13 protein-coding genes are annotated in these 14,533 nt (G+C 73.3%); 5 read left to right on the top strand and 8 right to left on the bottom strand.

The genetic code is table 11. The features are described 5' to 3' along the window. Positions 1–171: 171 nt before the first annotated feature. The 3 genes from ACFQ79_RS27185 to ACFQ79_RS27175 all read right to left on the bottom strand — a co-directional run bounded on the left by ACFQ79_RS27185 (position 172) and on the right by ACFQ79_RS27175 (position 4,019). On the bottom strand, positions 172–750 hold the full coding sequence (locus ACFQ79_RS27185; RefSeq protein ID WP_055601217.1) for a TerD family protein: 579 nt from the start codon (positions 748–750) through the stop codon (positions 172–174). A 177-nt stretch (positions 751–927) separates the two neighbouring features. Continuing rightward, positions 928–3,057: an excinuclease ABC subunit UvrB gene (gene uvrB / locus ACFQ79_RS27180; RefSeq protein WP_383588186.1), complete on the bottom strand. Its 2,130-nt coding sequence runs from the start codon at positions 3,055–3,057 to the stop codon at positions 928–930. Positions 3,058–3,119: 62 nt separating this feature from the next. Then, positions 3,120–4,019 (bottom strand): MHYT domain-containing protein, encoded by a 900-nt coding sequence (locus ACFQ79_RS27175; RefSeq protein WP_383588183.1) that lies wholly within the window; start codon positions 4,017–4,019, stop codon positions 3,120–3,122. A gap of 210 nt (positions 4,020–4,229) precedes the next feature. Between ACFQ79_RS27175 and ACFQ79_RS27170 the strand changes: the two genes are divergently transcribed. Both ACFQ79_RS27170 and ACFQ79_RS27165 read left to right on the top strand, forming a co-directional pair. Further along, on the top strand, positions 4,230–4,796 hold the full coding sequence (locus ACFQ79_RS27170) for a methylated-DNA--[protein]-cysteine S-methyltransferase (RefSeq protein ID WP_383588180.1): 567 nt from the start codon (positions 4,230–4,232) through the stop codon (positions 4,794–4,796). 266 nt (positions 4,797–5,062) lie between these two features. Beyond that, entirely contained in the window at positions 5,063–6,361 is a 1,299-nt protein-coding gene (locus ACFQ79_RS27165) for an MFS transporter (protein ID WP_383588177.1), read from the top strand. Between the two features lie 110 nt (positions 6,362–6,471). Here the strand turns inward: ACFQ79_RS27165 and ACFQ79_RS27160 are convergent, their stop codons facing one another. The 4 genes from ACFQ79_RS27160 to ACFQ79_RS27145 all read right to left on the bottom strand — a co-directional run bounded on the left by ACFQ79_RS27160 (position 6,472) and on the right by ACFQ79_RS27145 (position 10,815). Next, a complete protein-coding gene (locus ACFQ79_RS27160) occupies positions 6,472–7,467 on the bottom strand; it encodes a TolB family protein (protein ID WP_383588174.1) in 996 nt (331 codons plus the stop codon). A gap of 3 nt (positions 7,468–7,470) precedes the next feature. Further along, entirely contained in the window at positions 7,471–8,826 is a 1,356-nt protein-coding gene (locus tag ACFQ79_RS27155; protein WP_383588171.1) for an MFS transporter, read from the bottom strand. Continuing rightward, on the bottom strand, positions 8,826–10,166 hold the full coding sequence (locus ACFQ79_RS27150) for a discoidin domain-containing protein (RefSeq protein WP_383588168.1): 1,341 nt from the start codon (positions 10,164–10,166) through the stop codon (positions 8,826–8,828). Before ACFQ79_RS27150 ends, ACFQ79_RS27155 begins: the two co-directional genes overlap by 1 nt. A gap of 292 nt (positions 10,167–10,458) precedes the next feature. Continuing rightward, positions 10,459–10,815: a cupin domain-containing protein gene (locus ACFQ79_RS27145; protein WP_383588166.1), complete on the bottom strand. Its 357-nt coding sequence runs from the start codon at positions 10,813–10,815 to the stop codon at positions 10,459–10,461. Positions 10,816–11,088: 273 nt separating this feature from the next. Here ACFQ79_RS27145 and ACFQ79_RS27140 point away from each other — a divergent pair, with 273 nt between their 5' ends. Next, positions 11,089–12,093 carry a pseudouridine-5'-phosphate glycosidase gene (locus ACFQ79_RS27140; RefSeq protein WP_383588164.1) on the top strand — a complete coding sequence of 335 codons (1,005 nt, stop codon included), beginning with the start codon at positions 11,089–11,091 and terminating at the stop codon, positions 12,091–12,093. Further along, on the top strand, positions 12,090–13,004 hold the full coding sequence (locus ACFQ79_RS27135) for a carbohydrate kinase family protein (protein WP_383588162.1): 915 nt from the start codon (positions 12,090–12,092) through the stop codon (positions 13,002–13,004). The genes ACFQ79_RS27140 and ACFQ79_RS27135 overlap by 4 nt, the downstream gene beginning before the upstream one ends. Positions 13,005–13,330: 326 nt before the next feature. Here ACFQ79_RS27135 and ACFQ79_RS27130 read toward each other — a convergent pair whose 3' ends face one another. Further along, positions 13,331–13,966 carry a uridine kinase gene (locus ACFQ79_RS27130; protein WP_383588234.1) on the bottom strand — a complete coding sequence of 212 codons (636 nt, stop codon included), beginning with the start codon at positions 13,964–13,966 and terminating at the stop codon, positions 13,331–13,333. Positions 13,967–14,077: 111 nt separating this feature from the next. Between ACFQ79_RS27130 and ACFQ79_RS27125 the strand changes: the two genes are divergently transcribed. Then, positions 14,078–14,494, top strand: a complete 417-nt coding sequence (locus tag ACFQ79_RS27125; RefSeq protein WP_383588160.1) for a VOC family protein — start codon at positions 14,078–14,080, stop codon at positions 14,492–14,494. Positions 14,495–14,533 lie beyond the last annotated feature (39 nt).

Below are 14,533 nucleotides of genomic sequence, written 5' to 3'. Positions count from 1 at the left end.
TCCCCTCGGCTTTTCGGCGTTCTCGGAGTTCGCGGTGTTCTCGGTGGTGTTCGCGCCGGTGCTTCGTGGTGTTCGCGGTGTTCCCGGCGTGACAGCAGGTGCGGTTCATGCGGGACAGCTCCCGGTGGCCTGCTGCCGCCGGGAGCTGTGGGTGGTGCCGTGCGGTCCTGTCTACAGGTGCGGCAGGATCGCGGGCATCAGGTCCTGGAAGGTACGGCCGTTGGCCGGGTTGCCCAGGGCGGTCATCTGCCAGCCGGAGCCGACCCGGTGCACCTTCGCCATGATCTGCGCGGTGTAGTTGCCGCCGCCGTCGAGGGTGTAGCGCGCGAGCTCCTGGCCGTTCGCCTCGTCGACGATGCGGCAGAACGCGTTCTGCACCTCCTGGAACGTCTGGCCTGTGAAGGAGTTCACCGTGAAGACGATCTGGTCGATGTGGACCGGCACCCGCTGGAGGTCGACGAGGATCGCCTCGTCGTCCCCGCCCTGGCCCGCGCCGCCGACCAGGTTGTCGCCGGTGTGCTTGACCGAGCCGTCGTCGCTGACCAGGTGACGGAAGAAGACCACGTCGACCGGCTGCTTGTCCGCGAAGAGGACGGCCGAGGCGTCCAGGTCGATCTCCTGGGTGCGCTTGCCGAAGAGACCACGACGCGGCGCGGCCTGCCAGCCGAGGCCCATCCGCACCTGGCTGAGGCTGCCCCCACCCTGCTTCTCCAGGCTGATGGCCTGACCCTTGGTCATGTTGACCGACACGCGTTTGCCCCTCTCGTTAGCGTTCCCCGCGCCCGCTGTTCCGGTGCGTGCGGTTGCCGAGCACATTACGCAGCACCACTGACAGCGCGGAGGTGCGGTCCGGTTTTGTGTCGGTCTTGCAACACACCGGACCGCGCGCCGGACGTCCCGCCCGCTCCCCCTCCGGACGGCGTCCGGTCAGGCGAGTCCCGCCTCCTTCATCTGGCGCAACTCCTTCTTCAGCTCCCCCACTTCGTCCCGGAGCCGGGCGGCCACCTCGAACTGCAGCTCGGCGGCGGCGGCGCGCATCCGGTCGGTCATCTCCTCGATGATCGCGGCCAGTTCGGTGGCGGGCCGGTCCCCGAGTTCGACCGTCGAGCCGGCCTTCCCCTTGCCCTTGGCGCCGTGCGCGGCGAGCGAGGGGACGGGCGCCTTGGCACCCTTGCCCTCCTTGCCCTGGCGGTAGCCGCTGCCGAGGAGTTCCTCGGTGTCGATCTCCTCGCGGGCGATGGTCGCGACGATGTCGTTGATCTTCTTCCGGAGCGGCTGCGGGTCGATGCCGTTCTCCGTGTTGTACGCGATCTGCTTCTCGCGGCGCCGGTTGGTCTCGTCGATGGCCTGCTCCATCGCCGGGGTGATGCGGTCCGCGTACATGTGGACCTGGCCCGAGACGTTTCGCGCGGCACGGCCGATCGTCTGGATGAGGGAGGTCCCGGAGCGCAGGAAGCCCTGCTTGTCGGCGTCGAGGATGGCGACGAGGGACACCTCGGGCAGGTCGAGGCCCTCGCGGAGCAGGTTGATGCCGACGAGGACGTCGTACTCACCGGCGCGCAGCTCGCGCAGCAGCTCGATCCGGCGCAGGGTGTCGACGTCGCTGTGCAGATAACGCACCTGGATGCCGAGCTCCAGGAAGTAGTCGGTGAGGTCCTCGGCCATCTTCTTGGTGAGGGTGGTGACGAGGACGCGCTCGTCACGCTCGGTGCGCAGTCTGATCTCGTGGACCAGGTCGTCGATCTGTCCCTCGGTGGGCTTGACGACGACCTCGGGGTCGACGAGACCGGTGGGGCGGATGATCTGCTCGACGAAGCCGTCGCCGCGGGAGAGTTCGTAGGTGCCGGGGGTGGCGGAGAGGTAGACGGTCTGGCCGATGCGCTCCTGGAACTCCTCCCACTTCAGCGGGCGGTTGTCGAGGGCGGACGGGAGCCGGAAGCCGTGGTCGACCAGGGTCCGCTTGCGGGAGGCGTCGCCCTCGTACATGGCGCCGATCTGCGGCACGGTCACGTGCGACTCGTCGATGACGAGCAGGAAGTCCTCGGGGAAGTAGTCGATGAGGGTGTTGGGCGCGGAGCCGGGCTCGCGGCCGTCGAAGTGCATCGAGTAGTTCTCGATGCCGGAGCAGGAGCCGATCTGGCGCATCATCTCCAGGTCGTACGTGGTCCGCATGCGCAGGCGCTGGGACTCCAGGTGCTTGCCCTGCTTGTCGAGCTCGGCGAGGCGGCCCTCCAGCTCGCGCTCGATGTCGTTGACCGCGCGCTCCATGCGCTCGGGGCCGGCGACGTAGTGGCTGGCGGGGAACACGTACAGCTCGCGGTCCTCGCTGATGACCTCGCCGGTGAGCGGGTGGAGGGTGGAGAGGGCCTCGATCTCGTCGCCGAACATCTCGATGCGGACGGCGAGCTCCTCGTAGACCGGGAAGATCTCGATGGTGTCGCCGCGGACGCGGAAGGTGCCTCGGGTGAACGCCAGGTCGTTCCGCGTGTACTGGATGTCGACGAAGCGGCGGAGCAGCTGGTCGCGGTCGAGCTCCTCGCCGACCTTGAGCGGGACCATCCGGTCCACGTACTCCTGGGGCGTGCCGAGGCCGTAGATGCAGGAGACGGAGGCGACCACGATGACGTCCCTGCGGGTCAGCAGGGAGTTCGTCGCGGAGTGGCGGAGCCGCTCCACCTCCTCGTTGATGGAGGAGTCCTTCTCGATGTACGTGTCCGACTGCGGCACGTACGCCTCGGGCTGGTAGTAGTCGTAGTACGACACGAAGTACTCGACCGCGTTGTTCGGCAGGAGCTCGCGGAACTCGTTCGCCAGCTGGGCGGCCAGGGTCTTGTTCGGCGCCATCACCAGGGTGGGGCGCTGGAGCTTCTCGATCATCCACGCGGTGGTGGCGGACTTTCCGGTGCCGGTGGCACCGAGGAGCACGACGTCCTTCTCGCCCGCGCGGATACGCCGCTCCAGGTCGGCGATGGCCGCGGGCTGGTCGCCGTTGGGCTGGTACTCACTGACGACCTCGAAGGGCGCCACCGAACGTTCGATCTTGGAAACGGGCCGCATGCAACCACCGTACGACCCGGCACTGACACTCGGGTGGTGATCGGCTCGGCAGCGGCCCTCCGTCACCAGTCCTGGGAGCGGTGGCCGCCCCGCGGGACGCTCCTGCGGGCCCCGCGTCCGGCGGGCCGGGCCGTCCAGTTGGCGGGCTCGCCGTAGGACGGCACGTGGCGCGGGGCGGGCACGCCGGGGCGGTGCGGGCGGCGGGCGGCGGGACCCTGCCAGTCCGGGTCGCCCATGACGAGCAGCGGGTCGAACATCACGACGACGGCGGCGAGGATGAGGAAGACCGCCGGGCCGATCAGCATCGGCAGGAGCAGCGAGGTGGCGGTGTCGCCGGTGCCCTTGACGGGCTCCGCGCCGTGCAGGTGGACGCTGACCGCCGACATGGCGGTGTAGTGCATACCACTGACGGCGACGCCCATCACCAGGCTCGCACCGAGGCTGGCCAGAAATCCATGTACGGAGACGGCCGCCCAGAGGGCCGTCGTGGCCGCCACGACGGCGATGACCACGGACGTCGCGACGGTGAGCGTGTCGTACTCGATACGTCCCTGGAGACGCATCCCGGCCATGCCCAGATAGTGCATGGTGGCCACGCCGAGGCCGGTGATGGTGCCGCCGGTCACCAGGGTGAGGGCGGTCGCCCCCCGGTAGCCGACGATGAAGATCCCGATGCCGACCATCAGGACGGCGACACCCAGGCTGGCGAAGGTGATGGGCAGGTCGTAGTGGATGGGCGCCTGCCGGACCGAGAAGCCCATCATGGCGATGAAGTGCATGGTCCAGATGCCGGTGCCGATCGACGTGGCGCCGAGGGCGAGCCAGCCCGCCTTGAAGCTGTCGCGGTGGCGGAGCGATCTCGTGGTGCAGCGCAGGCCGAGGGCGCCGCCCAGGCACGCCATGAGAAAGGCCGCCACCGGAGTGACGATCCCGTAGCTGAATCCGTCGACCGTGCCCTGCATGAGCGTGTGTCCTCCACCCCTGGTGCCACGTCGTCCGAAAACAGTCGGTACCGCTGGGTAGTACTACCGGGGCGAGATTATGGCGCGCCGGGGGCCACGCGACCACGTGACCGGGGAATTTCCGCTCGTGAGACCTGAGCGAGACCGCTTCGTGATCTCGCGTCGGGCTTCCGGGCCCCGTTGTCGGTGGCGGGTCGTACCGTGGGCGGCATGGACATCGAAGCGGGGCCGGAGGGCGGCGGGCGGGCCGTCCCGGTGGAGTGGACGGTCATGGAGTGCCCCATCGGGCCGCTGTTCCTCGCCGCGACCGAGCGGGGGCTCGTGCGGGTCGAGTTCCACGCCGGCGCGGCGCGGCGGGACCGGATGCTCGACCGGCTGGGGGCGCAGCTCGGCGCCGAACCGGTGGAGCGCGCCTCGGGGCTGCTCGCGGGCGCGATACGCCGGCTGGACCGGTACTTCGCGGGCGAGCCGGGCGATGTCGACCTGCCCCTGGACTGGAGCCTGACGGCCGGGTTCAACCGGCAGGTGCTGCGGGAACTGGCGAGCGGTGTGCCGTACGGCACGGTCGTCGGGTACGGCGACCTGGCCAGACGCGTGGGGCAGCCGGGGGCGGCGCAGGCGGTCGGCGCGGCGATGGGCTCCAACCCGCTGCCGGTCGTGGTGCCGTGCCACCGTGTGGTCGAGAGCGACGGCGGTCTCGGCGGCTTCGGGGGCGGCCTGGAGACCAAGCGGCAACTGCTGGCGCTCGAGGGCGTACTGCCGACGCCGCTGTTCTGAAGGCCGACTGAGGGCCGACTGAGGGCCGACACCGCTGTTCTGAGGGCCTCTCCCCGTCGCCTAGGGCGCCGAGGGCTCGGCCGGGTCGGGGGGCCCGCGGGCTCGGCGGGCTCGGCAGGCCTGGCAGGCCTGGCAGGCTCGCGAGCGCGGCGGGCTCGCCGGGCCTGGCAGGCGCGGCAGGCCCGGCAGGCCTGGCAGGCTCACGGGCTCGGCGGGCTCGCCGGGAGGCGTTCCCATCAGGTGGGACGGCTGGCACACTCACGTAAGTGACCCACACCCCCGGCGCCCCTGACGCCACCCTGCCCGGACACATACCCGGCCCCGCCGCCGTCACCGAGGCCGAGCTCCCCGCGCTGCGCCGGCGCGTCCAGGCCGTGCTCCTCGCCACCCAGATCCTCGGGGGCCTCGGCATCGCCACCGGCGTCGCCCTCGCCGCCGTGCTCGCCAGGGACGTCAGCGGTTCCGAGGCGCTGTCCGGTCTCGCGTCGACGGCGACCGTGGCGGGGCCCGCGCTGCTCGCCATGCCGCTGGCCGCCCTGATGGCCTCGCGGGGCCGCCGGGCCGGTCTCGTCCTCGCGTACCTCATCGGCGCGGTCGGCGCCGGGGTCACCGTGCTCGGGGCGGTCGCCGAGAGCTTCCCGCTGCTGCTCCTCGGCCTCGTCGGCTTCGGCGCCGGGTCCTCGGCCAATCTGGCGGCCCGCTTCGCCGCCGCCGACCTCGCCCCTCCGGACCGCCGGGCGCGGGCCATCTCCACCGTCGTGTGGGCGACGACGATCGGAGCCGTCCTCGGCCCGAACATCGCGGCGCCGGCCGGGAAGAGCGTGGCGGGTCTGGGGATACCCGCCACCGCGGGGCCCTTCGTCTGGGCCGCCGGAGTCTTCGTGATCGCGGCGGTCGTGGTGGCCGTGCTGCTGCGCCCCGACCCCCTCCTCACCGCCCGCGCGCTCAACGAGACGGGCGCGGGCGAGGCTCCGGAGGAACGCTCCCTGCGGGCCGGGATGCGGGCTGTACGGGAGTCCCCGAAGGCCCGCCTGGCGGTGGTCACCGTCGCCGGCTCGCACACCGCGATGGTGTCGATCATGTCGATGACCCCGGTGGCCCTCACCCACCACGGGGCGGACATCCAGCTGATCGGACTCGTCATCAGTGGGCACATCGCCGGTATGTACGCCTTCTCGCCGCTGATGGGCTGGCTGTCCGACCGGCTGGGGAGGCTGTCGGTGATCGGGCTCGCGGTCGGCCTCATCGGCGTGGCGGCGCTCGTCGCGGGCACGGCGGGGCCCAGCCACGGCCGCACCGCCCTGGGCCTGTTCATCCTCGGCCTGGGCTGGTCGGCGGGCCTGGTGTCCGGCTCGGCGCTGCTCACTGACTCGGTGCCGCAGGCCGCGCGGGCGGCGGTCCAGGGGCTCTCCGACTTCATCATGAACACCGCCGCCGGCGTCGGCGGCCTCGCGGCGGGCCTGATCGTGGCGCAGGCCGGCTACGGGCCGCTGAACGCGATCGCCGCCTGCCTGCTGCTGCCGATGGCGGCGCTCGCGATCCGGGGCTCGCTCCGGAAGGCGTGAGGCTCCGCATGGCCCGGCCGTACGGCCGGGCCATGTGCCCGGGCCGCACGGCACCGCCGTCGGCCGGCACGTCTCCTCCACACCGTCGCTTCGCGCGGCACCGTCGTCGGTCAGCGCGGCGCCGCCGGGGAGGACGCCCCGCCCGCCAGCCGGCGCGGGGTGCCCGTGCCGTCGGCCGGTACCGACCAGACCGCTCCCCCGTAGCCGTACGCGAGGGTCTTCCGGTCCGTCCACAGCGCCTGGTCGTCGATGCCGCGCCGCTCGGCGACCGCGTGTTCGCGCCCGGTGCCCAGCTCGTACACGTACAGCCGCCACGGCTCGCTCGGGCCGTCGGAGACCCGCTTCTTGAAGGCGAGCCGGGTGCCGTCCGGGGACAGCGACGGGCATTCGACGTTCTCCCGCAGGGCCTTGGCGGACCAGTTCCGCATGTCGCCCTCGACGAGATGGGTGCGGCCGCCCGTCGAGACGGTCGCGTAGAAGCGGTTGTCGTCGGCGGCGAAGCTGACACCCCAGTAATTGACGTCGGGGGCGTGGTGGCGGCGGCCGCCGAGGGTGAGCGGGATCTGCTCGATGTTCTTCACCAGGTAGCCGGTGCGCAGGTCGAGGATCGAGGTCCGGGTGGAGAAGGACGAGCGCGCGTAGGAGTCGCCGGTCGCGAACATCGTCCAGGCGAGCATGTTCCCGGAGGCCGAGACCCGGGCCCGGCTGGGGATGCCCGGCAGACCGATCCGGCGGACCTCGTGCAGGCGCCGGTCGAGCACGAGGGCGTACGAGCGGGCCGGGACGCCCGGCCTGCGCTGGAGGCAGAGGGCGGTCGGCCCGGCCGCGTGGAAGCGGTCGCAGGAGGGGCCGCCCACCACCCGGCCGCCGGGCGCGGACGGGTCCACGCGCGCGATGCGGCCGCTGGCGGTGTCCCGCGCGTAGAGGGCGCCGGCGGCGCGTTCGAGGGTGAAGCCGGGGTCGGCGGTCCCGGCGACCGCGGCCTCGCGGCCCGAGGCCGCGCGCAGCGTGTAGGCGGTGGCGCCGCCGCCGAGCAGCACGAGGGCGAGGACGAGGATCCACACGCGCGTGCGGGTGGACGGGCGAGCGCCGATCGGGTCGGACATCGGTCAGTCGCTCCTCTCGGAGGGCTCGGAGGGAGTCGTGGGCAGCAGCCGCGCGGCGCAGCACATCGCCGCGGTGAGGGCGAGCAGCGCGGCGACGAGCGCGGTCTCCGGCCCGCTCGCGGTCCAGACGGCGCCGAACGCGACGGCGGCACCGAGCCGGGCCAGCGCCTGCGCCGTCTGGACGACGGCGAGGCCGCTCGCCTGCCGGCCCTCGGTCAGGAAGGGGCCCGCCAGCGCCATCAGGACGCCGTCGGTGGCGGCGTAGAAGACCCCGAGCAGGAGGAGGACTCCCAGGAGGACCACGGGGTCGGGCAGCGGGGCGAGGAGCAGCCCGTAGGCGAGGAGCAGGGCCCCGTGCCCGTACAGGAGCGGTGCGCGCCGCCCGATCCGGTCGGCGAGGCGTCCGGCGGGGACGGCGAGCAGCAGATAGACGGCGGCCGCGCCGAGCGGCAGGAACGGGAACCAGGTCGCGTCGAACGCGAGCCGCCGCTGAAGCAGCAGATAGAGGAAGGCGTCGCCGATCGTGGCGGCGCCGAGGATTCCGGCACAGATCACGATCCTTCGGTACTCGGGCGTGCGCAGCCCGCCGAACAGCCCACCACGCATCCCGTCGAACAGCCCGGCGCGCATCCCGTCGAGCAGCCCGGCGCGGGCCCCGCCCCGCGCGCGTGCTTCCGCGAACTGCTTCCGCGCGCGCGGCCCGGCCGGGACGACGGCCGCCTTCTCGTGGCCCCGCGTCCGCCCGGGGACGAGCAGCACCCACAGCAGGACGCCGAACGCCCCGACGCTGAAGCTGACGGCGAAGACGGCGTCGTACGCGTCGGCCGTCGCCCACAGCAGCGCGAAGGCGGCAAGCGGGCCGAGCAGGGCGCCGGTGGTGTCCATGGCCCTGTGGGTGCCGAAGGCGCGGCCCAGGTCCTCGGGCGGGCTGTGCAGGGTGATGAGGGCGTCGCGCGGGGCGGTGCGGACGCCCTTGCCGAGCCGGTCGGCGGCGATCGCGGTCGCGATCCAGCCGGTCGCGCCGCCGGCGAGGAGGAGGCCGAGCCGGGAGCAGGCGGACAGGGCGTAGCCGAGTCCGCCGACCTGTTTGTGGCGGCCGCCCCGGTCGGCGGTGGCGCCGCCGAGGAGCCGTACGAGCGCGGTGGCTCCGGTCGAGAGGCCGTCGAGCAGCCCGAACTGGATTGGGGAGAGGCCGAGTCCGAGGACCAGGTAGAGCGGCAGGACGGCGGTCACCATCTCCGAGGAGACGTCGGTGACCAGGCTGACCGCGCCGAGGGCGAGGACGGTGCCGGGGACGCGCCGCCGGACCCCCGAGGGGGCGGGCGGCGCGTCGGGGCGACCGGTGGTCGCGAGGTACATCAGTGGCAGGTGTAGGTCGGGCCGGAGTCCTTCACCTGGTTGTCGGTGCCGACGTACTGCCAGGTGTAGGTGGTGTCGGTGAGGTCCAGCTTGAGGACGCCGTACGGACCGCTGATCCGCTTCTGGCTGTTGGGCTGGACGGTCTCGATGTCGTAGGGCTCGGCGCCGCCCATGCCGCCGACGATCTCGACGATTCCGTCGGCGGTGGCCCGCCCGTTGGGGTCCTGCGGGGCGAAGCGCTCGTAGTGGTGGTCGTGGCCGTTGAGCACCAGGTCGGCCTTGGCGTTGTAGAGGATCTGCCAGACCGGCTTGGAGACGGGGTCGTTGCCGTGGCCGCCGGAGGAGTACAGCGGGTGGTGGAAGTAGGCGGCGACGCAGCCCTTGGTGTTCCGCGCGAGGTCGTCCTTGAGCCACTGGATCTGGGCGGCGTCGTCGAAGGAGTTGGAATCGAGGGCGACGAAGTGCCAGTTGCCCTGGTCGTAGCTGTAGTACGACTTGCCCTGCGGGTAGGCGATCGAGCCGAAGTAGGACTTGTAGCCGGCGAGGGGGCCGGCCGGGTCGTAGGTCTCGTGGTTGCCGGGCACGGGGCGGGTCTTCGCCTTGAAGGCGCCCCAGGACTTGTCGTAGTAGTTGCGGAAGTCGGAGAGCAGGGCGTCGTCGTACTGGTTGTCGCCCATCGTCAGATAGAAGGACGGGGCGATCCGCTGCGCCAGGGCCGCGGTCTTGGGGTGGGCGCAGGAGCTGCTGGAGGCCGTGCACTGGGCGGCGATGTCGCCGGCGGCGACGACGGTGAAGGCGCCGGTGGGCGGCTCCGTGGTGCCGGTGGTGCCGTAGACCTCCACCGAGTAGAGCGAGTAGCCGTACGAGGTGCCGCGGGCGGTCCCGTACACGCGGAGGTAGCGGCCCTGGCCGGTGAGTCCGGTCCAGTCGTCCGTGGCGCCGTTCCCCGCGGTCTCGGTGGCGAGGCGGGTCCAGGTGGTGCCGTCGGTGGAGATCTCGACGCGGTAGGCCTTGGCGTACGCGGCCTCCCAGACGAGCTTGACGCGGGAGACGGTGGCCGAGGGGCCGAGGTCGACCCGGATCCACTGGGGGTCGACGCCTTCGGCGCTGGCCCAGCGGGTGGTGGAGACGCCGTCGAAGGCCTTCTCGGGGCCGAAGGTGGCGTCCTCGACGGAGGAGGAGGTGGCCGGTCGGCCCTGGGAGATCAGGACGTCGGCGGCTGCTCCGGCCCGGTCCGGGAGGGCGAGCAGGAGCCCGCCGACGAGCAGCAGCACGGCGGCGAGGACGAAGGGGAGAGGGGTGGTGGTGCGGCGTGGTGGGGCGGAGGCGTTCAGGCGCATACCTGGGCTCCCTGGCCTGTGGGGTCGGCGAGAGCTGGACACCGGTGCGGCGCACCACGGACCTGCCGGGCGGCGGCGGGCCGGGGCGCCCGTGCCGTGGGTACGGGCACGGGCGACCGGCCGGGTGGCGATTCGGGCGCCACACGGCGGGGTGGTGCTCGGCGGCCGGGTCAGAGCTCTCGCTGAGCGCGTCACGCCCCTTGGGGTGGGGCGCCGCGCCAAGCCGCTGCCGGGATGCTAGCGGATAGGAAGGTTTCCTACCAGACCTCGATCCGGGGCTCCCACAGCGACGTCAGAGGCTGATGTGGTACGCCTTCCGAAGGGTCTCGTGCACGGTCCAGGTCGTCCGGTCGCCCTCGCGGAGCACACAGGCGTCGCCGGGCCCGATCTCCAGGGTGGCCCCGCCCTCGACGGCGACGGTCGCCCGGCCGGAGACGACCACGAAGAGCTCGTTGGCCTCGGTGTCGGTGACGACGCCGGGCGTGATCTGCCAGATGCCGCGCAGCTGCCTGCCGTCGGCGGACTCCCACAGCACCTTGCCCGTCACCTCGGGCGTACCGGAGACGATCTGGGCGGGGTCGAGCGGCTCCGCCTCGAGCTCCGCGTCGGGGATGTGCACGGCGAAGGAGGGCTGGTCATGTGTCGTCATGGGCGGTGACTGTAGCGGGGGTCCAGGGCCGCTCCGCGGCCGGGACCGGCTGGACGGAAGCCCTCCGCTTCGCCTCCCACCAGGCGCGATGCCCGCAGCCCGACACGGCGACGAAATCCGCACGACCCCTTCGGCGCAGCGCCGGACGGGTGGCGCGGCCGCCCCGGACGACCCCGCCGGGCACCCGGTGACGGAATCCGAAGGCACGCTCGCGGTGTGGCCGGAGCTCGCCGACGAGGTTTGCGGGGCCCGTGGTCGCGCCAGGAATGGGACATGTCCACACAGGTGTCCGAAGAGGTACGCGAGGCGCTCCACGAGGGGCGTCCCGTCGTCGCGCTGGAATCGACGATCATCGCCCACGGCCTGCCGCGCCCGCGGAACCTGGCGGTGGCCCTGGAGCTGGAGGAGCTGGTGCGGGCCGGAGGCGCCGTCCCCGCCACGATCGCCGTGGTCGACGGGACGGCCAGGGTCGGTCTGGACCGGGCGGCGCTGACCCGGATCGCCGAGGACCCGGCGGTACGGAAGCTGGGGCACCGCGACCTCGCCCCCGCCCTCGCGACCGGCGTGACCGGGGCGACGACGGTGTCGGCGACGGCCTGGCTCGCGGACGCGGCCGGCATACGGGTGTTCGCGACGGGAGGCCTCGGCGGTGTCCACCGCGAATGGACCGACACCCAGGACGAGTCCGCCGACCTGCGGCTGCTCGCCCGTGTCGGCACCACCGTGGTGTGCGCCGGGGTCAAGTCGATCCTCGACGTCCCCGCGACGCTCCAGCGCCTGGAGACCCTCGGCGTGACGGTCGTCGGGTACGGAACGGAGCACTTCCCCGGCTTCTACCTCGCCTCCTCGGGCGAGCCGGTCGACTGGACCCTGCGAAGCCCCGGGGCGGTGGCCGCGGTGATACGGGCCCAGGACCGGCTCGGCGGGCCGCGGGCGGCGCTGATCGTGGCCAATCCGGTGCCGGTGGCGGAGCAGTTGGATCCCGCGCTGCACGACCGGGTGCTCGCGGGGGGCCTGGCGGCGGCGAAGGAGAAGGGGATCACCGGGCAGGCGGTGACGCCGTTCCTGCTCGAATACGTGACGGTGCACACGGAAGGGGCCTCCCTGGAGGCCAACCTTGCGGCGGTACGGGGCAATGTGCGGCTCGCGGCGAGCATCGCGGGGGCGTACGGCGCGGGGGCGGACCCCGGCGCCGGGGCCGGGCGGGACGCGGCACCCGCGCCCGGCTCCGTTCCCGCGCCCGGCTCCGGGGCGGCGCCCGGCGCGGGCGGCCGGTGAGCGGGGCGGCGGGTGCGCTGCTCGTCGTGGGGGACGTGGTCACGGACGTCGTCGCCCGGCACCGGACCCCGCTGACGCCCGCGACCGACACGGCGGCGGAGATACGGACCCTGCCGGGCGGAGCCGGAGCCAACGCGGCCTGCTGGGCGGCGCGTTCCGGATGCCCCGACGTGCGCATCCTCGGCCGGGTGGGGACGGACGCGGCCGACTGGCACGAGCGGGCGCTGCGGCGCGCGGGCGTGCGTCCCCTGCTCGTCCCGGACGCGGAGGCGGCGACGGCCAGCGTGATCGCGCTCGTGGACTCATCGGCGGAGCGCACCTTCCTCACCGACAGCGGCGCCGCCCTGCGTCTCTCCCCCGGCGACTGGTCGGCGGGCCTGCTCGACGGAGTGGCCCGGCTTCATCTCTCCGGCTACCTGTTCTTCGCCGCGCCGAGCCGCGAGACCGCCCGGCTGGCGCTGCGGGAGGCACGGGAGGCGGGGGTGCCGGTGAGCGTGGACCCGGCGTCGGCGGGGTTCCTGGCGGAGCTGGGAGTGGGCGCGTTCCTCGCGGCGGTGGAGGGATCGGAGGTCCTGCTGCCCAACGCCGACGAGGCCCGGTCACTCACCGGACGCGACGAACCGGAGCTGGCGGCGGCCGAGTTGAGCCGCCGGTTCCCCCTGGTCGTGGTCACTCTCGGGGCGGCGGGCGCCATGGTCGCCGAGGGCGGCTCGGTGACCGCGCGGGTCACGGCGCCCGCGGTCCGGCCGGTGGACTCCACGGGCGCGGGCGACGCGTTCACCGGGGCCTTCCTGGCGGCCCGGCTCGCGGGCGCGGACCCCGCGAAGGCCGCCGAGGCGGGCTGCCGCGCGGGCGCGGAGGCGGTCACGGTGATCGGCGGCAGACCACCGACCGGGCCACCGGCCGACTGACACGGGGAGATCCGCCGGCCCGGGGCGGTGCCGCAGACCCCGGGCGGAGACACAGACCCCGGGCGGTGCCGCAGGCCCCGGGCGGTGCCGCAGGCGCGTGCCCGGACCGCGGGCACGACCGGGACTGCGGGCACGACCGGGACTGCGGGCACAACCCGGACCGCGGGCACGACCGGGACTGCGGGCATGGCCCGGACCGCGATCACGACCCGGACTCCGGGCACGACCCGGACCGCAGGCACGGCCCGGACCGCGAGCAGGGCCCAGACCGCAGACACAACCCGGACCGCGGGCAGGCGGCGGAGTCGCGGAGCCGTGGTCACCCGCTAGTCGCCGAACCCCGTCCAGGCCGGGTGGCGCGGGTCGTCCGCGCGGACGACCACATCCGCCGCGTCCCCGGGGTCGACCTCCGTCTCGTACCGGGCGAAGGCCGGCAGGGTCCAGGCCTCCTCGGTGCGCCGGGCGAGCGCGGCGGCCGAGAGCCGCAGGTGCACGGTGAGGTCGAAGGGGAACCAGTGGCCGAGCAGGAACGGCCCGTGCAGCACGAGCACCCCGCCGGGCGGCAGCGTCACGTACGGGCTGCGGGTCGCGCGGTCCTTCACCGGGTCCCAGAGGTCGGGCAGCACCCGCCCGGTGCCGCCGGACTCCAGCGGCCCGAAGACCTCCCGCCACAGCGCCCCGGTGTCGGTCCACCCGTCGTAGTACGCGTCCGGGTCCTGCTTCCCGTACTCGTACCTCAGCGACGCGGGCCGCAGGAACCCACCGGTCCCCGCGACGAGGACGGAGCGCCCGCGCGTCCGCAGTGCCCCGGCGAGCTGTTCGGCGAACTCGCCGCCGGGCGCGGCGGGCGGCCCGTCGACGGCGACCTTGAGCCAGCTGCTCCCGTCGGCCGGCGCGGCCCCTTCGAGCCGGCGGGCGAGCGCCTCCGCCAGCCGTTCCCAGGTGATCGCCTCGTATCGCATCCCGCTCATCCTGCCCGCAGCTCCCCCTGACGCGTAACGGCCGACACCCCCGGCATTACGGTGACCGGGCCGGGCGAGGACCGCACGGCAGGAGGAGAGGATCCGTTCCCCATGAGTCGGCGTCAGCAGCCACTGCCCTACGAGACCACGGAGGCGGCATCGCCCTTCGGCCTCGGGTTGCACCATGTGCAGCTCGCCCTGCCGCCGGGCGACGAGGAGGTGTGCCGTCGATTCTATGTGGACGTGCTCGGCATGACCGAGATCCAGAAGCCTCCGGTGCTCGCGGCCCGCGGTGGCCTGTGGGTCCGCTCGGACGCGCTGGAGATCCACCTGGGGGTCGAGGAGGACTTCCGTCCGTCCCGCAAGGGGCACCCGGGCATCCTGGTCGCCGACATCGACGGCCTGGCCGAGCGGCTGACCGCCCGGGGCGTCGAGGTGACGTGGAACGACGACTTCCCCGGGCATCGGCGCTTCTACACCACCGACTGCCACGAGAACCGGCTCGAGTTCCTCTCCCCCGAGCGCTGACGCCAGTGGCAGGGTCAAGCCGCGCACCGGGGCTTGACC

The sequence above is a fragment of the Streptomyces sp. NPDC056480 genome (genome assembly GCF_042795405.1).
In the GTDB taxonomy this organism is placed as follows: Bacteria; Actinomycetota; Actinomycetes; order Streptomycetales; family Streptomycetaceae; genus Streptomyces.
Note: the sequence above shows the minus strand (reverse complement) of the source record. Positions and strands in the feature narration are given on the sequence as shown.